The 22,109-nt window shown below is 60.8% G+C and carries 19 protein-coding genes; 7 read left to right on the top strand and 12 right to left on the bottom strand.

The window, feature by feature from the left end; genetic code table 11:
- Positions 1-152: 152 nt before the first annotated feature.
- From FHT28_RS23190 to FHT28_RS23165, 6 genes are all read right to left on the bottom strand, one after another.
- Positions 153-1,670: an ATP-binding protein gene (locus FHT28_RS23190; RefSeq protein WP_168597476.1), complete on the bottom strand. Its 1,518-nt coding sequence runs from the start codon at positions 1,668-1,670 to the stop codon at positions 153-155.
- Positions 1,671-1,799: 129 nt separating this feature from the next.
- Positions 1,800-2,945, bottom strand: a complete 1,146-nt coding sequence (locus FHT28_RS23185; RefSeq protein ID WP_037202372.1) for an alpha-hydroxy acid oxidase — start codon at positions 2,943-2,945, stop codon at positions 1,800-1,802.
- Between the two features lie 88 nt (positions 2,946-3,033).
- The gene (locus FHT28_RS23180; RefSeq protein WP_047556789.1) at positions 3,034-3,498 is read right to left on the bottom strand and encodes a GNAT family N-acetyltransferase; all 465 of its coding nucleotides are present in this window, start codon (positions 3,496-3,498) and stop codon (positions 3,034-3,036) included.
- A gap of 2 nt (positions 3,499-3,500) precedes the next feature.
- Positions 3,501-4,301, bottom strand: a complete 801-nt coding sequence (murI, locus tag FHT28_RS23175) for a glutamate racemase (protein ID WP_047556601.1) — start codon at positions 4,299-4,301, stop codon at positions 3,501-3,503.
- A complete protein-coding gene (locus FHT28_RS23170) occupies positions 4,282-5,124 on the bottom strand; it encodes an RNA methyltransferase (protein WP_037202374.1) in 843 nt (280 codons plus the stop codon). The genes murI and FHT28_RS23170 overlap by 20 nt, the downstream gene beginning before the upstream one ends.
- A gap of 113 nt (positions 5,125-5,237) precedes the next feature.
- Positions 5,238-5,759: a hypothetical protein gene (locus tag FHT28_RS23165; RefSeq protein ID WP_246704928.1), complete on the bottom strand. Its 522-nt coding sequence runs from the start codon at positions 5,757-5,759 to the stop codon at positions 5,238-5,240.
- 321 nt (positions 5,760-6,080) lie between these two features.
- On the opposite strand from FHT28_RS23165, the gene FHT28_RS23160 reads away from it, so the two are divergent.
- The 3 genes from FHT28_RS23160 (at position 6,081) to FHT28_RS23150 (ending at position 8,493) form a co-directional block, all read left to right on the top strand.
- Complete coding sequence (locus FHT28_RS23160; protein WP_168597474.1) at positions 6,081-6,278, top strand: hypothetical protein; 198 nt, start codon at positions 6,081-6,083, stop codon at positions 6,276-6,278.
- A gap of 255 nt (positions 6,279-6,533) precedes the next feature.
- Entirely contained in the window at positions 6,534-7,748 is a 1,215-nt protein-coding gene (locus FHT28_RS23155; RefSeq protein ID WP_037202377.1) for an NADP-dependent isocitrate dehydrogenase, read from the top strand.
- A gap of 118 nt (positions 7,749-7,866) precedes the next feature.
- Entirely contained in the window at positions 7,867-8,493 is a 627-nt protein-coding gene (locus tag FHT28_RS23150; protein ID WP_092573798.1) for a glutathione S-transferase family protein, read from the top strand.
- A gap of 46 nt (positions 8,494-8,539) precedes the next feature.
- On the opposite strand, the gene FHT28_RS23145 is transcribed toward FHT28_RS23150, so the two are convergent.
- The 3 genes from FHT28_RS23145 to recA form a co-directional block, all read right to left on the bottom strand.
- Complete coding sequence (locus FHT28_RS23145) at positions 8,540-9,391, bottom strand: AraC family transcriptional regulator (protein WP_168597473.1); 852 nt, start codon at positions 9,389-9,391, stop codon at positions 8,540-8,542.
- Between the two features lie 137 nt (positions 9,392-9,528).
- Positions 9,529-12,189 carry an alanine--tRNA ligase gene (alaS, locus tag FHT28_RS23140; protein WP_168597472.1) on the bottom strand — a complete coding sequence of 887 codons (2,661 nt, stop codon included), beginning with the start codon at positions 12,187-12,189 and terminating at the stop codon, positions 9,529-9,531.
- 172 nt (positions 12,190-12,361) lie between these two features.
- The gene (recA, locus tag FHT28_RS23135; protein WP_037202383.1) at positions 12,362-13,447 is read right to left on the bottom strand and encodes a recombinase RecA; all 1,086 of its coding nucleotides are present in this window, start codon (positions 13,445-13,447) and stop codon (positions 12,362-12,364) included.
- A gap of 239 nt (positions 13,448-13,686) precedes the next feature.
- On the opposite strand from recA, the gene FHT28_RS23130 reads away from it, so the two are divergent.
- On the top strand, positions 13,687-14,631 hold the full coding sequence (locus FHT28_RS23130) for a carbohydrate kinase family protein (RefSeq protein WP_168597471.1): 945 nt from the start codon (positions 13,687-13,689) through the stop codon (positions 14,629-14,631).
- 46 nt (positions 14,632-14,677) lie between these two features.
- Positions 14,678-15,604, top strand: coding sequence for a pseudouridine-5'-phosphate glycosidase (locus tag FHT28_RS23125; protein ID WP_037202385.1), 927 nt, complete (start codon positions 14,678-14,680; stop codon positions 15,602-15,604).
- A gap of 22 nt (positions 15,605-15,626) precedes the next feature.
- On the opposite strand, the gene trpS is transcribed toward FHT28_RS23125, so the two are convergent.
- Together trpS and FHT28_RS23115 are read right to left on the bottom strand one after the other, a co-directional pair.
- Positions 15,627-16,646, bottom strand: coding sequence for a tryptophan--tRNA ligase (gene trpS, locus FHT28_RS23120; protein ID WP_168597470.1), 1,020 nt, complete (start codon positions 16,644-16,646; stop codon positions 15,627-15,629).
- Between the two features lie 237 nt (positions 16,647-16,883).
- Positions 16,884-19,499, bottom strand: coding sequence for a PAS domain-containing sensor histidine kinase (locus tag FHT28_RS23115; protein ID WP_092573803.1), 2,616 nt, complete (start codon positions 19,497-19,499; stop codon positions 16,884-16,886).
- 290 nt (positions 19,500-19,789) lie between these two features.
- On the opposite strand from FHT28_RS23115, the gene FHT28_RS23110 reads away from it, so the two are divergent.
- A complete protein-coding gene (locus FHT28_RS23110) occupies positions 19,790-20,728 on the top strand; it encodes a flagellar biosynthetic protein FliO (protein WP_037202389.1) in 939 nt (312 codons plus the stop codon).
- 98 nt (positions 20,729-20,826) lie between these two features.
- Here FHT28_RS23110 and dksA read toward each other — a convergent pair whose 3' ends face one another.
- Positions 20,827-21,246 (bottom strand): RNA polymerase-binding protein DksA, encoded by a 420-nt coding sequence (dksA, locus tag FHT28_RS23105; RefSeq protein WP_034504792.1) that lies wholly within the window; start codon positions 21,244-21,246, stop codon positions 20,827-20,829.
- A 289-nt stretch (positions 21,247-21,535) separates the two neighbouring features.
- On the opposite strand from dksA, the gene FHT28_RS23100 reads away from it, so the two are divergent.
- Complete coding sequence (locus tag FHT28_RS23100; protein ID WP_037202390.1) at positions 21,536-22,027, top strand: histidine phosphatase family protein; 492 nt, start codon at positions 21,536-21,538, stop codon at positions 22,025-22,027.
- The last annotated feature ends 82 nt before the right edge of the window (positions 22,028-22,109 follow it).

The raw sequence follows: 22,109 nt of genomic DNA, 5'->3' as shown, positions 1-22,109 counted from the left end.
CATTTTCGAGCTCTGACAGGCTTCTCACATTAGCGAACGGAGAAAGCCACGGGACATGTCAAATGAAACACCGGACATTTCTGCCCGGCGTTGGCGCGGTCTGTAAGGGGTCGTCATGAAAATGTCAACAGCAGGATCGAAGGAAGTGACGGCTATTCCGCAGCCGCTTGCTCTTCGCCATGCATATCAGGCGCATTGGCATCACCCGGCGCTGTCTGGCAGTCGATATCCGGGAAAGCCACAACGCGGCGACCGGAGAAATCGGTATGGACGACGACGCTGCCCTGTTCCTCGAAGTAGCTGAGCAAACGCCGGGCGCGGCGGGCGGAGTGGGTACCGTAGGCACGGGCGATCCGCGCATCGGAGGGGCAAGCTTCGCCACCGATGGCCGCCTTGGCAAGCATCAGAAAGACACCCTGCAGATCGTCGGTGACACCAGCCGAAAGCGACAGAGCCGTCGCCCATGCCTCCGTCGCCATCGTCGCCTCATCCGCGCCGGAGCGCACCACCGCCACGCGGCGGCGAAATTCCGACAGGCTCATCGGCGCACCGGGCACGCGGCGCATGCGCAGCCGCACGAGAAACTCCTGGTAAAGGACGGAATCCGTGCGGAAGGCAGAGGCCGGATCATCCAGGATTTCGGAAAGCACGGCGGTCACCCGCGCTTCGCGATCCTCATTCGACAATTCTGGCTGGCTCGGCTTCGGCTCTGCCGCAGCCGCGTTCATCGCAGGGGCGGAACGCGATAGTTCGGCCAGGATATCCGTCGTCGGGCGCGGCGCGGGTGTGGCCCGGCGAACCATCGGCTTGGAAAACTCTTCCGGATCCGGCGTAAAGATCAGATCCTCGACATCCTGAGGCGCATCCGGCAACGGCATCAGCTTCGGGCTGGAGGAACGCGCCGAGGTTTCCACGGAACCGATCGTGATCGGCAGCGGCCGCCGCGATAGCGCCGGACCAAGCGCGACGAAATTGCCGCGCTTCAGATCGCGGAACATCTCCGCCTGCCGGCGGTCCATGCCAAGCAGATCGGCAGCACGCGCCATGTCGATGTCGAGGAAGGTGCGGCCCATCAGGAAGTTGGAGGCCTCGGCCGCGACGTTCTTGGCAAGCTTCGCCAGGCGCTGTGTAGCGATGACGCCGGCAAGACCGCGCTTTCGGCCGCGGCACATCAGATTGGTCATGGCGCCGAGCGACATCTTGCGCGCATCTTCGGAGACATCGCCGCCCGCGGACGGCGCAAACATCTGCGCCTCGTCGACGACAACCAGCACCGGATACCAGAATTCGCGATCGGCATCGAACATGCCGTTGAGAAAAGCCGCGGCGGCGCGCATCTGCTGCTCGATATCGAGCCCTTCCAGCGTCAACACGCAGGAAACGCGATGCTGGCGGATGCGGTTGGCAATGCCGGCAAGCTCGGCCTCGGTGCGCTCGCCATCGACGACCACATGCCCGAACTTATCGGCCAGCGTGACGAAATCGCCTTCCGGATCGATGATGACCTGCTGGACCCATTGCGCCGACTGTTCCAGCAAACGCCGCAGCAGATGCGATTTTCCGGAGCCGGAATTGCCCTGCACGAGGAGACGGGTTGCCAGCAGCTCCTCGATATCGAGCTGGGCGCTGGTCCCGCCGGACGCCGTTCCCATGTCGATGCCGACCTGCAATGCACTTCCCCTGTCATCAAGAATCAAATGCCGATGCGTCCCATCTTTCTGAAAGGACGCGCCTTCGTCTAGCAAAGATTTCCAAGCTTCGCGCCCGTGGATTGAAAAAACCCACAGGCAATCGCGATGTCAGCGAAACCGCAGATTGGCGCGCGACAACTGGTCGACCGAGGTGCAGCCCATCAGCTTCATGTCGCGCTCGATCTCGGTGCGCAAATGCCGCAGCGCGCGTTCGACCCCCGCTTGGCCGGCAGCTGCCAGCGGATAGAGATAGAAGCGGCCAAGACCTACGGCCTTGGCGCCGAGCGACAGGGCCTTCAGCACATGCGTGCCGCGCTGGATACCGCCGTCCATCATGACGTCGATGCGGTCGCCGACGGCATCGGCGATTTCCGCCAGCTGGTCGAATGCCGCTCGCGAGCCGTCCAACTGCCGGCCGCCATGGTTCGAAAGCACGATGCCCGTGCAGCCGATGTCGACGGCACGCTTTGCATCCTCAACCGACATGATGCCCTTCAGGCAGAACTGCCCGTCCCAATGCTTCACCATTTCGGCAACGTCGTTCCAGTTCATCGACGGATCGAGCATCTCGGTGAAGTATTTGCCGATCGACATCGCGCCGCCGCTCATATCCACATGCTCATCGAGCTGCGGCAGGCGGAATTTCTCGTGCGTGAGATAGTTCAACCCCCAGGCTGGCTTGATGGCGAATTGCGCAATGCCTGCGAGATTGAGCTTGAAGGGAATGGAGAATCCGGTGCGCAGGTCGCGCTCGCGATTGCCGCCGGTGATGCTGTCGACGGTGAGCATCATGACGTTCACGCCGGCATCCTTCGCCCGCTGCATCATCGCGCGGTTCAGCCCGCGATCCCTGTGGAAATAAAACTGATAGACCTGCGGCCCCTGATGCTTCTTGCGCACCTCCTCGAGGCTGACCGTGCCGAGCGAGGAGACGCCGAACATGGTGCCGATGGAAGAGGCTGCCGCCGCAACCGCATTTTCGCCCTCGTGATGAAAGAGCCGCTGCAGGGCCGTCGGCGAGCAGTAGAAGGGCGTGGCGAGCTTTTGTCCCATGACGGTGACAGACATATCGACACTGCTGACGCCGCGAAGGACGTTCGGAACGAGATCGCAGCTCTCGAAGCTCGCCGTGTTGCGCCGAAGCGTCACTTCGTCGTCGGCAGCACCATCGATGTAATTGAAGATCGGACCGGGAAGACGGCTCTTCGCAAGAGCGCGGAAATCATGGAAATTATAGCAGTCACGCAGGCGCATGGCTCGCCTCTGCATGGAAACTGCAACCATTTTCAAAAAACATCAAATATCGTCCTCCCAATATCCCGCCGCTTAGTCCGACCTTGCACTACAGTCGATGCAACCGTGCTTCCCATTTGTAAAGCACATCCGGCTCCTTCTCCTCATTGCCTGCCCCGTCCGACTCGTCAACAACGAAGAAGCCGTGTTTTTCGTAAAAGCGGCGCGCCGGCGCATTTCGTTGAAATGTCCAGAGCGAAAGCACCGGATAGGCCGATTTGGCGACATCGAGCAAACGGCTGCCGATGCCATGCCCCTGTGCCTCTGGCAAAACGTAGAGCTGGTCGATCCAGTCCTCCAGAAATGCAATCACGCCGACCAAGCGGCCGCCCTCTTCCGCACCCCAGATCTGGCAGTCCTTGAACACCACTGCACTCCAGAAGCCGACATCTTCCTCCGTCGTATGAAGCCCGGAAAGCGTCGGAAGCCGCTCGTCGAAGGAGGCGCGGTGAACGGCCGCTGCTGCGGGCATGTCCGCGAGATCGAGTTTACGCAACGAAACCTTGTCTGCCATCATCAAGCCCTGAGCCCAAAACCCTGCATCAGCCGCCGGGTCGGAAAATCCGGCGCGCCTGAGGTGAACATTGCAAAGTCGAAATTGTCGGGATGGACGGCATCGACGGCTTGCGGCACCAGGCTGCGCGCACGGCGCGCGATCGCCTCGGCCGGATCGAGCCAGTCGACCGGCCAGGGTGCGAGCCTGCGGAAGATGTTGGCCATGAAAGGGTAATGCGTGCAGGCCAGCACGACGATGTCAGTCCTGCGTCCGTCCTTCTCGACGAAGCACTGATCGATCTCGGAGAGCACCGCCTCGTCGGAAACCACATCGCCGCGAATATAGGCCTCCGCCAGGCGCGCCAGATTTTCCGAGCCCACGAGCCGGACATGGCATTGAGTGGCGAAGGACTGGATCAGGTCGCGCGTATAGGCCCGCTTGACCGTGCCCGGCGTCGCCAGCACCGAGACCAGGCCAGAGCGGGTCCGTTCCGCAGCCGGCTTGATCGCCGGCACCGTGCCGACGAAGGTCATTTGCGGAAAGGCGGCGCGCAGATCGGCGCCGACAAGCGTGAAAGCCGTGTTGCAGGCAATAATGCAAATTTCCGGATTGTATTGCGCGAGCAGCTTGGCGAAGAGATCGATGATGCGCTCCTTCAGCGCCGGCTCTTCCCAGCCGCCATAAGGAAAACCGGCATCATCGGCGACGTAGATGAAACCGCGCTCCGGCATCAGCACCCGCGCTTCGCGCAGCACGGTCAGGCCACCGATGCCGGAGTCGAAGACCAGGATGGGTTTCAGCTCATTCGCCGCTGCTGTCATCGTTCGTGGTTTCCTTGGATGCGCTGGACGATCGGGGATGGGAACCGCTGCCGCGGGGAGATTTCCGCGTGAAGCGATCGAGAGACGAGATCACGCCGCGCAAGACGCTGATTTCCTGTTCGGTGAACGCCCGGCGCGAGAGGACAGCGCGGAGATTGTCGACCATTTTCGGCTTTTTCCCGGCAGGATGGAAATAATTGCGGGCGTCCAGCGCCTCCTCGAGCTGGTCGAAAAGGCCGAAAAGTTGATCCTTCGTCGAAGGCCGCTGTTCGATTGCCTGGAAAGGCACGGCGCCGAGATCCTCCATGCCCGACTTCATCCACTCATAGGACATCAGCAGCACGGCTTGGGCGATGTTCAGGGAAGCGAAAGCGGGATTGACGGGGAACGTCACGATCTCGTCGGCAAGCGCCACTTCCTCGTTCGTCAGGCCCCAGCGCTCGCGCCCGAAAAGAATGCCCGTGCCCTCGCCGGCCTTGAACCGGGCGCGAAGGGTCTCAGCCGCGACGACCGGCGAACGCACGGGCTTATAGCCATCGCGTTCGCGTGCCGTCGTCGCATAGACGAAGTTGAGATCGGCGACCGCCTGCTCCAACGTATCGTAGACCTTCGTCGCCTCGATGATGTGATCGGCCTTCGAAGCGGTCGCCTGCGCTCTCTCGTTCGGCCAGCCGTCACGCGGATTGACGAGGCGCAGTTCTGCGAGACCGAAATTCGCCATGGCCCGCGCCACCATGCCGATATTCTCGCCCATCTGCGGCTCGACCAGAATGACGGCCGGCCCCTCGGCTAGAAGTTGACGCTCGCTGTTCGTGCCTGCCATGACGCTTTTTCTCCGGGCGCGAACCCCGTCCGCGCAAATCACGGTCGCAATAGCGAGACACCAGCCGATCGGCAAGGTTTTTGCGCGCTGGCGCCGCGACGAACCCTGCCCGACTATTGCGGATTGGCCAGCTTCTGCTGATCGGAAGGCTGCTGTTGCTGCTGCTTGACAAGATCCTGCATGACCGATTTCAGCGAGCTCGGATTGCCGTTGTCGTCGATCGTGATGATGTCGTCGATGACGGGTTTTCCGGCCTCCTGGATGACTTCGAAACGAACCGTCGTCGTCTTCTGGTAGTCGACGTCCGATCCCATGCAGGTGGATTTCTTGAACGTGGCGAGGACTTCCGTCACATCGCCTTTGGGCGGCTGGCCGGCGAGCTTCATGTCCTCCAGCGGACAAGCATCCTGCGCGTTGACGATGACGTCGTAGTCGAACGGTGAAATCCCGTCCTCGTCGGCTGCGGGAAACTGCGCCGCCGCCTGATATTTGGCAGCAAAATCCTTGCTGTAGACATCCTTGAGCTTGCTCTCGTCGAAAATATCCTGCCAGTCGCTGTCTCCGCCTGCCCAGTTCGAGACGGTGGCATCCATGATGACCTTGACAGGAGCCGTCGCATCGGCCGCAAGCGCCATATTCGCCCCGAACGAGAACTGAAGGAATGTGAAGACAAGCGCGGATGCGGCGAATTTCTGCATGATATGATTCCGTTGCGACAGGCGAAACATGGGCGACATTAGACGCATCCACCGCTTTGGCAATGGTGCCGATTTTGAAAAACCACCCGTCGGACCGAAGCTGCGCTGATAAGATTACGACGATTTCAAAAGCCGTCTTTGTCGGCGTTCCAGGCTTGTATGTTCCTTTTACAAGGAAGGCCGGGCCTTCATTTCGAATGGATATATGCGGTTTGCTATCCGATATGCGGCGAAGACAATTTCGCCGAGGGGGACATCATGTCGCGCGGCCTGTTGGTATTCGTGCTGCAGATATTTGTCTGCCTCGCAGTTGCATTGCTCGGCGCCTGGACGTTGTTCCGGCCCAAAAGCTTTCAGGCCTTCGTGCATGAAAATTTTGGAATTTTTCCAAGCGTCAAGCCCGGCATTCAACCAATAGCTATCCTCACAAGGCTCTCATCGGCTTTTTTGCTCTGATACGCCAACATGCTGGCGCAGGTCTTCGGTGCTGAAATTCTCTTTCTCGTTCATATCGTGCAGCACCTGGCTGGTTGACACTGACATCGAAAAGTCGATCGCTACCGGAAGGTGCCATGAAGCGGATGTGATGAGCAAAAACGCCGCCTTGGCGCCGCTTTGGCTTTGCGTTCGGAACTTGCGATGCTATAGCGCTCGAGACTTCATATCACTCACGGGGACATGCGCCCCCATCAGCTTAAACGAGGCAGAAGCATGAAGAAGATCAAGGTCGCTAACCCCGTTGCCGATCTCGATGGCGACGAGATGACTCGCATCATCTGGCAGTTTATCAAAGACAAACTGATCTACCCCTACCTCGATATCGATATCGACTATTACGACCTCTCCGTCGAGAACCGCGATGCGACCAACGACCAGGTTACCGTCGATGCCGCCAACGCCATCAAGAAGCACGGCGTCGGCATCAAGTGCGCGACGATCACGCCGGATGAAGACCGCGTCAAGGAATTCAACCTCAAGCAAATGTGGAAGAGCCCGAACGGCACGATCCGCAACATCCTCGGCGGCGTCATCTTCCGCGAACCGATCATCTGCAAGAACGTACCGCGGCTGGTTCCGGGCTGGACCAAGCCGATCGTCGTCGGCCGTCACGCCTTCGGCGACCAGTATCGCGCCACCGACTTCAAATTCCCCGGCAAGGGCAAGCTGACCATCAAGTTCGTCGGCGAAGACGGCACGGTCATTGAACGGGACGTCTTCGACGCCCCGGGCGCCGGCGTTGCCATGGCCATGTACAACCTCGACGAATCGATCCGCGAATTCGCGCGTGCCTCGATGATGTACGGCCTGATGCGCAAGTGGCCGGTCTATCTATCGACCAAGAACACCATCCTCAAGGCCTATGACGGACGCTTCAAGGACATTTTCGAAGAAGTCTATCAAAGCGAATTCAAGGCGAAGTTCGACGAAGTCGGCATCACCTACGAGCACCGTCTGATCGACGACATGGTCGCCTCCGCCCTGAAGTGGTCCGGTGGCTACGTCTGGGCCTGCAAGAACTACGACGGCGACGTCCAGTCCGACACGGTTGCTCAGGGCTTCGGCTCGCTCGGCCTGATGACCTCTGTTCTCTTGACGCCGGATGGCAAGACGGTTGAAGCCGAAGCCGCCCACGGCACGGTCACCCGTCACTATCGCCAGCACCAGAAGGGCCAGGAAACCTCGACGAACTCGATCGCCTCGATCTTCGCCTGGACCCGTGGTCTCGCCCATCGCGCCAAGCTCGATGACAATGCCGAACTCGCCAAGTTCGCCGCAACGCTCGAAACCGTCTGCGTCGACACTGTCGAAGCCGGCTTCATGACCAAGGATCTGGCGCTGCTCATTGGACCGGATCAGCCGTGGCTCTCGACCACCGCCTTCCTCGACAAGATCGACGAGAACCTCCAGAAGGCCATGGCTGCCTAAGCCTCGGCAACATCAAAGCTTACGGAAACCCGGCCTCAGTGCCGGGTTTTCTTTTGTCACGCAACTTGCTGACCCGCCTGAGCGATGGCAAGAATGCGCCAAACCAAGGGAGAATCTTATGACCGAGGAACTCGTTTTCTACACCAATCCCATGTCACGCGGACGTATCGCCCGTTGGATGCTGGAGGAAATCGGCCAGCCCTATCGCACCGAATATCTCGATTTCGGCACGACGATGAAGGCGCCCGACTATCTCTCGATGAATCCCATGGGCAAGGTGCCGGCGATCAAGCACGGCGATACAGTCGTCACCGAGGGCGCGGCCATCTGCGCCTATCTGGCCGAGACCTTTCCGCAGGCGGGCCTGGCGCCGACGGCAGCCGAGCGCGGACGCTACTTCCGTTGGATGTTCTTTGCGGCTGGGCCGATGGAGATGGCCGTCACCAATCGTGCCCTTGGCTTCGAAATTCCACCCGAGCGCCTGCGCATGGCCGGCTGCGGCAGTCTGGATAATGTATTCGACACTCTGGAACAGGCAGTCAGCATTTCGCCGTACATTGCCGGCGACCGTTTCACGGCCGCGGACGTCTATGTCGGCTCCCATGTCGGCTGGGGTCTCAATTTTGGTACAATCGAAAAGCGACCGGCCTACATCGACTATTGGAACCGCGTTAGCGACCGCGATGCCTATCGCCGTGGCAACGAACTCGATAACGCGGCAATGCCGAAGCAAGCGAATGGCTGAAAGGCCAAGGCTCTACAGCCATTCCCTCGTGTGAAACATCATGCCGCTATTGCAGCGGCATGTAGATATCGGTCAACAACTCCGTCGGCTGCACGTCGCGCGGATTGTTGAGATATTCCTCGAACATGACGGCATCGCGCAGTTGCCGGCCGGAGGCCGGCAGCCATTCGGCATAGAGCCACTGATAGGCCCTATACATATCAGCATAGGGGCCCTTGTGCCGCAACACGGCATATTCGCCGCCATCGACGGCTCGCCGCTCCAGCGGAGTCTCGACGGCAATCTCCTCGCCGGCATTGACGCAGGCGTAGGAGTGCAGTTTCTCGGCCGCGACAACGTCCGGATCGTCGAGATAGACACCGATCATCCGCATATCGGGCCTGGCGAGGCCGCGCGCATAGAGCGTGCCGAACAGGGTTTCGAAAGCCTGGCCGATCTGCATGTAGGGACCCTTGTGGGAAACCCCGATCAGCGAGATCGGTGAGATGGTGCGAAGCGTAACGTCGAACATGAGCTTGATCCTTCCTTGGGTGCCGGGTTCGAAAATCGTGTGGCTTCCCTCATTCCGATATCGCGCCGGCGGCATGCCGTAGACGGATTTGAAGATGCGGTTGAACGATTGGAGGTTGGGATAGCCCGATCGCTTTGCAATGTCGCTGACCACAAGATCGGTGCGTACGAGATCGCCGGCGGCGCGGTGAAGCCGCAACCGTTTGACGGTAGCAGCCGCCGTCTCGCCATAGATCGCCCGATAAATCCTGTGCCAGTGATAGCTGGACATGCAGGCGATCTCGGCAAGTTTCTCCATATCGAGCTCTTCATCCAGATGCTCGTGGATATAGGCAGAGACCCGCCGCAGACGGGTCTCGTAAAGCGCCCATGCCGTTTCGCCGTTCATGTCCAACTCCTTGCAAATCGATCGGCCCCAAGGAACCATATCTCGATTTGACAAATCCTGCTGAGTCGGTTGCACAAACGAAAACGGCGGAGGTTAACTGCCTCCGCCGCGTCCGATATTGGAATGAAATCTGGCCCTTAGCCGGCGAGTGCCCCAGCAACCGCTTCGACCGCCTCATTCGCCTTGGCACCATCGGGGCCGCCGGCCTGAGCCATGTCGGGACGTCCGCCGCCGCCCTTGCCGCCGAGGGCAGCAGACGCGATGCGGACGAGATCGACCGCGCTGAAGCGGCCGGTCAAATCCTCGGTGACGGCAACGACGGCGCTGGCCTTGCCATCCTCGGAAACGCCGATCAGCGCAACGACGCCGGAGCCGAGGCTGGCCTTGCCCTCATCCGCCAGCCCCTTGAGATCCTTGGGGTCGACACCGGAAATGGCCTTGCCGAGGAATTTGACGCCACCGACATCGCGCACCGCATCGGCAGAACCGCCCTGGCCGCCGCCCATGGCGAGCTTGCGCTTGGCATCTGCCAATTCACGCTCCAGCTTGCGGCGCTCATCCAGCAAAGATTCGACGCGCGAAACGACATCGCCGGGCTGAACCTTCAGCGCCGAAGCGAGGCTCTTCACGCGTTCGTCCTGCTCGGCAAGATAATCACGCGCGGATTCGCCTGTCACGGCTTCGATACGGCGCACGCCGGCACCGACAGCGCTGTCGCCGAGAATGCGCACGAGCCCGATCTGCCCGGTGGCGGATACGTGCGTTCCGCCGCAAAGCTCGATGGAATAGGGCTTGCCGGCCTTGGCGCCGCGCACACCCTGCCCCATGGATACGACGCGAACTTCATCGCCGTATTTCTCGCCGAACAGCGCCATCGCGCCTTCCGCGATCGCATCGTCGACGCTCATGAGGCGGGTCGTAACGGGCGAATTCTGCAGAACGATCTCGTTGGCCATATCCTCGACGATCTTCAGCTCCTCGGCCGACATCGGCTTCGGATGCGAGACGTCGAAGCGCAGGCGCTCGGGCGCGACCAGCGAGCCCTTCTGGGCAACGTGGGTGCCGAGCACCTCGCGCAGGGCCTCATGCAGCAGATGGGTCGCGGAATGGTTGGCGCGCAGGCGCGAGCGCCGTGCGTGATCGACCGTCAGCACGACGGCATCGCCCACCTTGATCGCGCCTTCCGAAACCTCGGCGCTGTGAACGAAAAGGCCTTCGCCCTTCTTCTGGGTGTCGCCTACAACAAGCTTGCCGCTGTCGCCGGAGATCACACCGGTATCGCCCATCTGGCCGCCGGACTCGCCGTAGAACGGTGTCTGGTTGACGACGATCTGCACCTTGTCGCCGGCCGAAGCACTGTCGATAGCGGCGCCGTCCCGAACGATCGCCTGGATGACACCCTCGGCAGCCTCCGTGTCGTAGCCGAGGAACTCGGTCGCGCCGAACTTTTCCTTGAGCTCGAACCAGATGGTCTCTGTCGCCTTGTCGCCGGAGCCCGCCCAATGCGAACGCGCCTCGGCCTTCTGCCGCTCCATGGCGTCGGTGAAGCTGGAAATATCGACGCCGATGCCGCGGGCGCGCAGCGCGTCCTGAGTCAGGTCCAGCGGGAAGCCATAGGTATCATAGAGCTTGAATGCGGTTTCGCCGTCCAGGCTATCACCCTTGTGCAGGTCCGACGTGGCGTCCGACAGAAGCGACAGGCCGCGTTCCAGCGTCTTGCGGAAGCGGGTTTCCTCAAGCTTCAGCGTCTCGGAGGTCAGCGCTTCGGCGCGCACCAGCTCGGGATAGGCGCGGCCCATCTGCTGGATGAGCGTCGGCAGCAGCTTCCACATCAGCGGCTCCTTGGCGCCAAGCAGCTGGGCATGGCGCATGGCGCGACGCATGATGCGGCGGAGCACGTAGCCACGGCCCTCGTTCGACGGCAGCACGCCGTCGGCGACCAGGAATGCCGAGGAACGCAGATGGTCGGCGATGACACGATGGCTGGCGCGATGTTCGCCCTCAGCCTTCACGCCGGTCGCCTCTTCGGAGGCTTCGATCAGTGCGCGGAAGAGATCGATGTCATAATTGTCATGCTTGCCCTGCAGCACGGCGGCAACGCGCTCGAGACCCATGCCGGTGTCGATCGACGGGCGCGGCAGGTCGACCCGCTCCTGCTTGCTGATCTGCTCGAACTGCATGAAGACGAGATTCCAGATCTCGATGAAGCGATCACCGTCTTCTTCCGGCGAGCCGGGAGGGCCGCCCCAGATATGATCACCGTGGTCGTAGAAGATCTCCGAACAGGGGCCGCAGGGACCGGTATCGCCCATCGCCCAGAAATTGTCGCTGGTGGCGATACGGATGATCTTGTCGTCAGAGAGGCCGGCGATCTTCTTCCACAGATTATAGGCGTCGTCGTCAGTGTGATAGACCGTGACCAGCAGGCGCTTGGCGTCGAGGCCGAATTCCTTGGTGATCAGATTCCAGGCAAGCTCGATGGCGCGCTCCTTGAAATAGTCGCCAAAGGAGAAATTGCCGAGCATTTCGAAGAAGGTATGATGGCGGGCGGTATAGCCGACATTGTCGAGGTCGTTATGCTTGCCGCCGGCGCGCACGCATTTCTGCGCTGTCGACGCCGTCGTATAGGGCCGCTGCTCCAACCCGGTGAAAACGTTCTTGAACTGCACCATGCCGGCATTGGTGAACATCAATGTCGGATCGTTACGCGGCACCAGCGGGCTCGACGGCACGATCTCGTGGCCGTTTTTCTTAAAATAGTCGAGGAAGGTCGACCGGATTTCATTCACACCGCTCATATTGGGCCCTTCAGTACTGCCATCAGCAACTTGCGTCAAAGTCAGTGGCTTTTATCGTTCGCTCCCGGCCCTGTCCAGCCGCACGAACAAAACCGGCCGCACATCTCTTGGACAATGCGGCCGGTTTCGGATTTTGGTCTTATATCAGGCCCGGGATCGCTCCCGGAAACCGCTATTCCGCAGCGGCGTCGCCATCATCGGCATCAGGGCCGCCATTCTGCAGGAAGCGATCGGCGATCAAGCCGGCATTCTGGCGCAGTGACAACTCGATCTCGCGGGCGAGATCCGGATTGTCGCGCAGGAAGAGTTTCGCATTCTCGCGACCCTGGCCGAGGCGCTGGCTGTTATAGGAGAACCAGGCGCCGGACTTTTCGACGATGCCGGCCTTGACGCCGAGATCCACCAGTTCGCCGGTTTTGGAAACACCCTCGCCATACATGATGTCGAATTCCACCTGCTTGAAAGGCGGCGCCATCTTGTTCTTGACGACCTTGACGCGGGTCTGGTTGCCGACAACCTCTTCACGCTCCTTGACGGCGCCGATACGGCGGATGTCGAGGCGGACCGAGGCATAGAACTTCAGTGCGTTGCCGCCGGTCGTCGTTTCCGGCGAGCCGAACATGACACCGATCTTCATGCGGATCTGGTTGATGAAGATCACCATGCAATTGGACTTCGAGATCGAAGCGGTGAGCTTGCGCAGCGCCTGGCTCATCAAACGAGCCTGCAGGCCCGGCAGGCTGTCACCCATCTCGCCTTCGATTTCGGCGCGCGGCGTCAACGCCGCGACGGAGTCGATGACGAGAACGTCGATAGCGCCGGAGCGCACCAGCGTGTCGGTAATTTCAAGCGCCTGTTCGCCGGTGTCGGGCTGCGAGATCAGCAGGTTCTGCAGATCGACGCCGAGCTTGCGGGCATAGACCGGATCGAGCGCGTGTTCGGCGTCGACGAAGGCGCAGATGCCGCCCTTCTTCTGCGCTTCGGCGATCGTCTGCAGCGCCAGCGTCGTCTTACCGGAGCTTTCAGGCCCATAGATTTCGATGATACGCCCCTTCGGCAAACCGCCGATGCCCAGCGCAATATCGAGGCTCAGGGAGCCAGTGGAAACCGTTTCTATTTCGACCACGTTCTCGTTAGAGCCGAGCTTCATGATCGAGCCCTTGCCGAACGACCGCTCAATTTGAGAGAGTGCCGCTTCAAGTGCTTTGCTTTTATCCACCGATTTGTCCTCTACAAGCCGCAAAGAATTCTGAGACATTCGATCCACCTTTAGGTTATTGAAGCCGCTCTAGCAATGTCGCCGCCGATGAGAATTCTGTACTCTATTTGTTCTCCAATCACAAGAGCACAACAAGCAATTGAAAGAAAAAGGTAAAATGAATTCCGTTCTACTTTTGTTTTCTCCTTTCTTCCCAGGCACTTACGGGTCCGCGACGATCGGATCAGGCTTGTTGGCGGCCGGTCCGATTCGCCTTTTCGATTGCTGAGGAAAACCATATGGCGAAGAAGATTCTCGTTCTTGGCGGCGCTCATGTCGACCGCCGCGGTCGCATCTTCGGCGAGACGGCGCCGGGCGCCAGCAATCCGGGAGCATGGTTCGAGGAGCCCGGCGGCGGCGGCTTCAATGCAGCCCGCAATCTCGCCCGCCTAGGCTTCGACGTAAAGCTGATCTCGCCCCGCGGCGGCGACCCCTCCGGAGAGATGGTGGCCGAGGCCGCCAGCCACGCCGGCATCGACGACAAGCCTTTCGTGTTCCTCGACCGCAAGACACCGAGCTACACCGCGATCCTAGAACGCGACGGCAATCTGGTCATCGCGCTTGCGGACATGGAGCTCTACAAACTGTTCGTCCCCAGGCGCCTGGCGATTCGCGCCGTTCGCAATGCATTCGAGGCGACCGACCTCGTTCTTTGCGACGCCAATCTGCCGGCCGAGACGCTGAGTGCCATCACAGCAAGGGCGTCCTTCTGCGGCAAACCCGTCGCCGCCATCGCGATTTCGCCTGCGAAGGTGGTTCGGCTGAAGCCGTGCCTTGCCGGCATCGATCACCTGTTCCTCAACGAAGCCGAGGCCGCGGCGCTGACGGAGAGCCGTCCACAAGACCCGCGCGAATGGGTGAGCGAATTGCGCGCGCTCGGTCTGCGGAGCGGCGTGATCACCCGCGGCAAGCGCGAACTGATCGCGTTCTCGCGCGATGTCGTCATCAGCCTGCAGCCGCCCATCGTCGACAATGTCGCCGATGTCACCGGCGCGGGAGATTCGCTTGCCGCAGGAGTTCTGGCCGCCCTGCTCGCCGGCCACGACCTTGGCGAGGCCGTGCGTCACGGTGCTGCTGCGGCGGCAATCACCGTGCAGTCGCCCTTCGCCACCGCCGAAAATCTCACACCCGAGCTGCTAAAGACGATGTTGGCCCTTGTTCCAGAGGCCGCTATTCTGTCATGAAGCCTGCTCAAATCGCCTCTACCGTTTCAGTCAATTGGACACGACCATGACCAAGCCTATCTCGCCACTGCTTCCGATCTCCTATTCGAAGGAAGTCGCTGCGGCAAAGCTGCGCGGCGCGCCGCTCGTCGCGCTGGAATCGACCATCATCACCCACGGCATGCCCTACCCGGGCAATATCGAGATGGCCCGCAGCGTCGAGGCGATCATCCGGCAGGAAGGCGCAGTGCCGGCAACCATCGCCGTCATCCACGGCGTTTTGCATATCGGCCTTGAGCCGGAAGAGTTGCAGGCGCTCGCCAAGACCGAAGCCGCCATGAAGGTGTCGCGCGCCGATCTCGCCTTCGCGATCGCCGAGCGCCGCACCGGTGCGACCACGGTCGCCGCCACGATGATCGCCGCCGCCCGCGCCGGCATCAAGGTTTTCGCCACCGGCGGCATCGGCGGCGTGCATCGCGGCGCGGAGGAGAGCTTCGATATCTCGGCCGACCTCGAAGAACTTTCCCGTACCGGCGTCATCGTCGTCTGCGCCGGCGCCAAGGCGATCCTCGATATTCCGAAGACGCTGGAAGTGCTGGAAACCCGCGGCGTGCCCGTCGTAACCTATGACAGCGCGGAATTCCCGGCCTTCTGGTCGCGCTCCTCCGGCCTGCCGAGCCCGCTGACTCTGAACAGCCCCGCGGCAATCGCCAACTTCCAGACCACCCGCGAACAGCTCGGCATCGATGGCGGCATGTTGATCGCCAATCCGGTGCCGGAAGCCGACGAAATTCCGCGCGAGGAAATGGAAATCTACATCCAGCGCGCCCTCGACAGCGCCGAACGCGACGAAATCACCGGCAAGGCGGTCACCCCGTACCTGCTCGGCACCATCTTCGACATCACCGACGGTCGCAGCTTGAAGACCAACATCGCGCTTGTCGAAAACAATGCGCGGCTTGCCGCCGAAATCGCCGTCGCCCTGGCGGAATAACAAACGGAACCTCGCAGCCGCCCTAGGTCAATGTGAACAGACCAAGGGCGGCTCGCAATTCAGCGAGGGCCGCCTCCGTCCGCTCCCTTGCCTTCAGCGTGCCCTCCCGCAATATCCCCATTACATAGTCCGGTTCACTGGCAAACCGGGCGCGACGCTCGCGGATCGGCGCAAGCAGCGCCTGTAAAATGCCGTCCAGATGTCTCTTCAGGGTGACGTCGCCCAACCCACCCTGCCGATATCGCGCCTTCAGCTCGTCCACGAATTGCCGATCGTCGCAGAAGGCGTCCAGATAGGTAAAGACGACATTGCCCTCGATCCTTCCAGGATCGCTAACGCGTATGTGGTCGGGATCGGTATACATGCGCCGTACGGCATCGCGAATATGGTCCGGCGAAGCCGAGAGCGGGATGGCGTTGCCCTGTGACTTGCTCATCTTTGCCTTTCCGTCGACGCCCGGCAGGCGGCCGACGGTCGGCACCATGGCCTCTGCCTCGACAAGGATATCGCGGCCGACCTGCCGGTTGAGGCGGCGGACGATCTCGTTGGTCTGTTCTATCAGAGGCGCCTGATCCTCGCCGACGGGCACGACCGTTGCCTTGAAGGCGGTGATATCGGCCGCCTGGGCCACGGGATAGCAGAGGAAGCCGGCGGGTATATCGCGCTCGAAGCCGCGAAGCTGGATTTCCGTCTTGATCGTCGGGTTGCGCTCCAGGCGGCCGACCGTGACGAAATTCATATAGAGCAGCGTCAGTTCCGCCAGCGCAGGCAGCGCGGATTGCACGCAGATCGCCGTCTCTACGGGATCGATGCCGACGGCGAGATAATCGAGGGCGACTTCGAGAACGTTGCGACGGACCTTCTCCGGATCGTGGGCATTGTCGGTCAGCGACTGTGTATCCGCCAGCAGCAAGAACTGCCGATGGCTGCGCTGGAGCGCGACGCGGCTCTTCAGCGATCCGACATAATGGCCGAGATGGAGCGGCCCTGTGGTCCGGTCGCCCGTCAGGATGACGGGGCGGGTATCGATAGAGGAAGACATTTTTTGCTCCGCAAAAGGAGCCGCCGTAGTCGGGAAGGAAAACTGAAATGACGATGCCTACCGGATCACGGCGGCAAAGGTCGATTTCAAGACATGACGACTGCCGCTCCTAGAGGGAGCGCCACCACATACGGAAAATGGGCTTGGCAGGATCGATCATGCGCAGTTGATATCACTCATGCGCCGGCATCGGCAATATCGGCCGAGAAAAAACGTTCCGAATGGAAAATACCCCGCCTATCGGTCCAGCGTTTCCCGCACGACCACCGCGAGCTGCTTCAGCGAGAACGGCTTCGGCAGGAAGCCGAACTGCGCGTCGGCCGGCAGATTGCGGGCGAAGGCATCCTCTGCATAGCCCGAGACGAAGATGAACTTCATATCCGGATATTTCTTGCGCAATTCGCGCAGCAGCGTCGGACCGTCCATCTCAGGCATGACAACATCGGACACGACAACATCCACCTGACCATCGAGTTCGTCCAGGATCTCCATTGCTTCGACGCCGGAGCCCGCCTCGTAGACGGTGTAGCCGCGTGTCTCCAGCATGCGCTTGCCGCCACGGCGTACTGCCTCTTCGTCCTCGACGAGCAACACGACGGCAGACTTGCCGGTAAGATCCGCCGGCTCTTCGCTCTGTCCCATCGCCGCAACGCTCTGATCCATTGCCGTGACGCCGCGGCTTTCCGACGCCTTTTCTTCCGTCACGACCGACGGGTCGACCATATGACGCGGCAGGAAGATGCGGAAGGTCGTTCCCTTGCCGACTTCCGATTCCGGATGGATGTAGCCGCCGGACTGCTTGATGATGCCATAGACCATCGCGAGGCCGAGACCCGTGCCCTTGCCCACTTCCTTCGTTGTGAAGAAGGGCTCGAAAATCTTGTCCATGATTTCCGGCGCAATACCCGTGCCGGTATCGTTGACCTCGACGAGAACCATGTCCTCATGCGGCAGATAGGCGTAATTGAAGGCGCTTACATCCGCCGCCAAAAGATTGCGGGTGCGCAGGGTCAGCGTACCGCCGCCCGGCATGGCGTCGCGCGCATTGACGCAGAGGTTGATAAGCACCTGCTCGAACTGCGACAGGTCGGTTTTGACAGGCCAAAGGTCGCGGCCGTAATCGACATCCAGCTTGACATGCGTGCCTGACAAGAGCCTGTCCACCAGCATGCGCAGGTCGCCGATCACATCGGTCAGGTTGAGGATCGTCGGCCGCATGGTCTGCTTGCGAGAGAAGGCAAGCAGCTGCCGGACCAGCACTGCCGCGCGATTGGCGTTGCGCTTGATTTCCATCAGATCCGCAAAGCTGGCGTCGGAAGGCCGCGCCTGCAGCAGCAGATGGTCGGAAGACAGCAGGATCGCCGTCAGCACGTTGTTGAAATCATGCGCGATGCCGCCGGCAAGCGTTCCCACGGCGTTGAGCTTCTGCGTCTGCGCCATTTGCGTTTCGAGCGCCTTCTGCTCGGTCACTTCGACGGCATAGACGATGGCGGCCTCTTCCGGGGCTTCGTCGGTCTGGTCGATCACGGCGTTGATATAGAAGCGGAAATGCCGCGTGTCGTCCTTCGGATTGCGGGAGTCGATTGGCGGAATGTCGCCCTGTCGGTCCTTGGCGGCCGCCAGCGCCCGGCGCAGCTGAGCCCGGTCGTTGTCGTTGACGACAGTCTCCAGCGCCGCGCCGCGCTCGATATCGTCGCGCGACACGAGATCCGAGAAGAGCTTCAGGAAGGGCGCGTTGGTGCGCAGAATGCGACCCTCGCCATCGACCGAAGCGATTGCCATCGGGGTATTGTTGAAGAAGCGGCTGAAGCGCATCGCCGCCGCCGAAGCCGATTGCTCTGTGCCGCCGCCGTTCTGTCGCGTCAGCACGATCGTCCGGCTTTCGCCGGGGGCGCCATCGCGCATGGACGTGACGCTGTGGACGATCTGCACCGGCAGGCTCTGGCCGTTGGCACGGCGCAGATCGAGATCGAGCGTCACCGTCTTCTTCAGTCCCGGCTCCGCCTGCACGGATTGGATCAGCGCCAGCCCCTCGCCGGCAACGAGATCGCCTATCGTCGTCGAGCCCGGCACGAATTTCGTGAGGTCCAGACCCAGCCATTCGGCAAGCGTCGCATTGAGATAGAAGATCTCGCCCTTGCGTCCGGCCGAGAAGAAGCCGGCCGGCGCGTGGTCGAGATAGTCGATCGCGTTCTGCAGCTCCTTGAAGAAACGTTCCTGATCGTCGCGTTCGGAGGTGATGTCGGTGATCTGCCAGATATGCAGGGCCTTGCCGCGCCCCGGTTCCGGCGGCAGCACGCGCGCTTTCAGACGATACCAATGAGCATCATTGCCGCTTCCATCCCCTGGGCCGAGAGGCTTCATCAGACGGAATTCTTCCGATCCCTCCTTCGCTTCGCGCAGACCGTTTGCGAGGCGATACAGTGCCTCGTTGGATTCGCGGTTGCGCGACAGCAGCGTCTCGAGCGACTGCACCTCCGTCGCCTTGGCGGCGCCCGTCAGGCGTCCATAGGCCGCATTGGCATAGATGATGCGGCCTTTTTCGTCGGTGATCAGCGTGCCGTCGGGCTGGCTGTTGAGGAATGAGCGCGCCAGACTATCGGACTGGGGCTGCGGCATGACCTCGACGAAACCGATGATCGACGACACCAGGAAGAAGATGCCGACCATGGCGAGGATGCCGAGGCCGCCGAGCACGGCCTCATTGTCGAGCTGGCTCTTGAAGACGACAAAGGCGGCCGCGGCCGCGACGAGGACGAGCGCAAGCAGGATGATGCGCAGCGCGGTGCCCGAACGAACCCCACGATCCACCAGCGGCACGCTATACTCGTCGGACGGACGATGCTTCGTCATAGACCCCTCGTCTTCGCCTTCCCCTTGCGACATGTCGTGAACGTTACGGATCGCAGGAGTCGGACCTTTCGAATCCTTCTTTATCAACTTGCGTCACCCGCAAAAAGCTTTGCAGGCTCAGAAAGGCTTGAATTCACAGGCAAGAGCACGGAACATCAGGCAATGCCATCTTGTCTCCGGCACAATCCTGTTCATATGATCACCTCATATGAAGGCCAATGTCACGGCGGCGGCCCTGCGGTTGCTGCGCAAAGGCCGCGCTATCGGGGATAAATACGGAGTATCTCGACATGTTGGACGAAATCGCCGGAGCCTACGGCAGCCGCTTCTTCCTCGCAGTCGGCGGAGTTGGCATCGCTCTTCTCCTGCTGATCGGCATTCTCTGGATTCTGCGCCACCGAGCGCCCTCGCCTTTCGTGCGCGGTGGCAAGAACCGCCAACCGCGCCTGCAGGTGCTGGATGCGGCCGCTGTTGATGCCCGCCGCCGACTCGTTCTTGTCCGTCGCGACGGCATTGAACACCTTATCATGATCGGCGGGCCGACCGATATCGTCATCGAATCCGGGATCTCAGATCCAACGCGGACAGGAACACCGACACCGACATCGATACCAACGCCCACGCCGGTCGAAATCCCCTTCGCGTACGAAAACCGACCGGAACCGTCACAGAAAGCCGCCGAACTCGATACCCTCCCCGCCGCATTTTCGCAGCTCCCTCGATCGACCGGGGACAAGACCGACGCCTATCTGCGCACTGAACCGGCTGTCGCCGCTGCGCCGGAGCCCGCACCGCGTCAGGTCGAACGGCCTCAGCCTATCGTCACGCCGCCGCAGCGCGCATCCCAGCCCGTGACCGCGCTGACCGAGACGGAAGCCGCCGACATCTTGGAAGCCGCTCGCCATATGGTCCTGCCGCAACAACCGGCACGCGCGGCGGCCGTCGAGCCGACGGTCGCCGCACCGTCTCCCGCCGAACCTGCCAATGAATTTCAACGCGTGCTGGAAGCGGAAATGTCAAAGAATTTGACTGCCGAGCGGATCATTCCGAACGTGCAGCAGCCCCGCCAGGTTCAGCAACAGCCGGCCGCCGCATCCGCCCCGGTACAGGCTCCTGGTCCCGCACAGCGCATCGATCCCGAACTCGCCCCGATAACCGGAGCAGACAGCGCCCTACAAAAGGAGGTTGCACGCATTTTCGGCGAGATGAGCGTCAGCCGCGACAAGTAAGACGCAGTCGCGCGACTGCGTCGCCAAATGAAAAAGGCACGACGGAAATATTCGTCGTGCCTTCAGTTTTTCAATATTGGCCGAAACCGGCTGTGCAACTACTCGTCGCGATAGACCTTCTCGCGGCGCTCGTGACGCTCCTGCGCTTCGATCGACAGTGTGGCAATCGGACGGGCATCCAACCGCTTGAGGCCGATCGGTTCGCCGGTCTCTTCACAGTAGCCGTAAGTGCCGTCTTCGATGCGCTGCAATGCAGCGTCGATTTTGGAAATAAGCTTACGCTGGCGATCACGAGCCCGGAGTTCGATGGCTCTATCTGTTTCCGAGGAAGCCCGGTCGGCCAGATCGGGATGGTTTGCGCTTTCTTCTGCCAGGTGATCCAGCGTCTCGCGCGCTTCTCTTAGGATATCATTTTTCCAGGCTACCAGCTTCGCTCTAAAATAGGCCCGCTGATTTACATTCATGAACTCCTCGTCCTCCGAGGGCACATAACTGCTAAGATCGATCTTCTCACTCAACGCGATTCTCCTGAAGAACATCTCATATTGCCGGGTGTATATCCCAACCAATAGTATCGATTCAAGCCAAATAGATGCTGTCAACTGATTTTTAAATTTGTCATAAAATTCAGCTAAGGGTCTATTTTTTCATCATATATTTGCAACGGGCCGAATCCGGCCCAACCGTAACCTTCGCGTGAATAAGCGCCAAACGCGGATCTGGCGGAGCTGGCGGATCTGGGAGCAGTTGACTGTATGTGGGATCAGACGTTACCTCGTTGATGAAATCGAGCTCTGGAATTTCGCCATGACCAACATCTCGCCACCGCCTTCCCGGATCTATCTCTTGCGTCATGCGGCGGCTCAACAAGCCGCGCCGGGTCAGCGGGATTTCGATCGCCCTCTTACCGACGACGGCTTTGCCGCGGCCGAGATTGTCGCGGACAAGGCGGCTGACAAAGACTACGAGCCGGACCTGATCATTTCCTCGACCGCCCTGCGGTGTCGGCAGACTGCTGACGCCATGCGCCGTGTCGTCAGCCCATCCACCGAATTCCGCTTTGTCGATGCTCTCTACAACGGCACGTTGGAAATCTATCTTTCGCTCATAGCATCGCAAACCGACCAGGAATCCGTGATGCTGGTGGCGCACAATCCGATCATCGAGCAGACGCTGGAATCCCTGATCGGTCATGAAGCCTTGGTTGGCGCGCTTCCTCGCGGCTTTCCAACCGCCGGCCTGGCGGTTGTCGACTCGACATCGACAGGCTGGGTGCTTGCGGACTTTGTCACCGAGTAGCGATATCTGCTGATGCCAGCAAGCGCTCCAGCCTTGGCCGGAACGCCCGCCGATATAACGTTGCCTTTTCGGCTTGAGTTTC

The organism is Rhizobium sp. SG570 (assembly GCF_012275345.1).
Lineage (GTDB): Bacteria > Pseudomonadota > Alphaproteobacteria > Rhizobiales > Rhizobiaceae > Rhizobium > Rhizobium lusitanum.
This window is presented reverse-complemented; position numbering and strand designations above follow the sequence as displayed.

What these genes read in the sequence shown, in the direction of transcription:
- FHT28_RS23125 (WP_037202385.1), top strand. Translation starts at nt 14,678, where the DNA reads ATGACCAAGCCTATCTCGCCACTGCTTCCGATCTCCTATTCGAAGGAA.
- FHT28_RS23185 (WP_037202372.1), bottom strand. Translation starts at nt 2,945, where the DNA reads ATGCGCCTGCGTGACTGCTATAATTTCCATGATTTCCGCGCTCTTGCG.
- FHT28_RS23160 (WP_168597474.1), top strand. Translation starts at nt 6,081, where the DNA reads ATGTCGCGCGGCCTGTTGGTATTCGTGCTGCAGATATTTGTCTGCCTC.
- FHT28_RS23165 (WP_246704928.1), bottom strand. Translation starts at nt 5,759, where the DNA reads ATGGCGCTTGCGGCCGATGCGACGGCTCCTGTCAAGGTCATCATGGAT.
- FHT28_RS23180 (WP_047556789.1), bottom strand. Translation starts at nt 3,498, where the DNA reads ATGGCAGACAAGGTTTCGTTGCGTAAACTCGATCTCGCGGACATGCCC.
- FHT28_RS23145 (WP_168597473.1), bottom strand. Translation starts at nt 9,391, where the DNA reads ATGAACGGCGAAACGGCATGGGCGCTTTACGAGACCCGTCTGCGGCGG.
- FHT28_RS23100 (WP_037202390.1), top strand. Translation starts at nt 21,536, where the DNA reads ATGACCAACATCTCGCCACCGCCTTCCCGGATCTATCTCTTGCGTCAT.
- murI (WP_047556601.1), bottom strand. Translation starts at nt 4,301, where the DNA reads ATGACAGCAGCGGCGAATGAGCTGAAACCCATCCTGGTCTTCGACTCC.
- trpS (WP_168597470.1), bottom strand. Translation starts at nt 16,646, where the DNA reads ATGTCTTCCTCTATCGATACCCGCCCCGTCATCCTGACGGGCGACCGG.
- recA (WP_037202383.1), bottom strand. Translation starts at nt 13,447, where the DNA reads ATGTCTCAGAATTCTTTGCGGCTTGTAGAGGACAAATCGGTGGATAAA.
- FHT28_RS23150 (WP_092573798.1), top strand. Translation starts at nt 7,867, where the DNA reads ATGACCGAGGAACTCGTTTTCTACACCAATCCCATGTCACGCGGACGT.
- FHT28_RS23170 (WP_037202374.1), bottom strand. Translation starts at nt 5,124, where the DNA reads ATGGCAGGCACGAACAGCGAGCGTCAACTTCTAGCCGAGGGGCCGGCC.
- alaS (WP_168597472.1), bottom strand. Translation starts at nt 12,189, where the DNA reads ATGAGCGGTGTGAATGAAATCCGGTCGACCTTCCTCGACTATTTTAAG.
- FHT28_RS23110 (WP_037202389.1), top strand. Translation starts at nt 19,790, where the DNA reads ATGTTGGACGAAATCGCCGGAGCCTACGGCAGCCGCTTCTTCCTCGCA.
- FHT28_RS23115 (WP_092573803.1), bottom strand. Translation starts at nt 19,499, where the DNA reads ATGACGAAGCATCGTCCGTCCGACGAGTATAGCGTGCCGCTGGTGGAT.
- FHT28_RS23130 (WP_168597471.1), top strand. Translation starts at nt 13,687, where the DNA reads ATGGCGAAGAAGATTCTCGTTCTTGGCGGCGCTCATGTCGACCGCCGC.
- FHT28_RS23155 (WP_037202377.1), top strand. Translation starts at nt 6,534, where the DNA reads ATGAAGAAGATCAAGGTCGCTAACCCCGTTGCCGATCTCGATGGCGAC.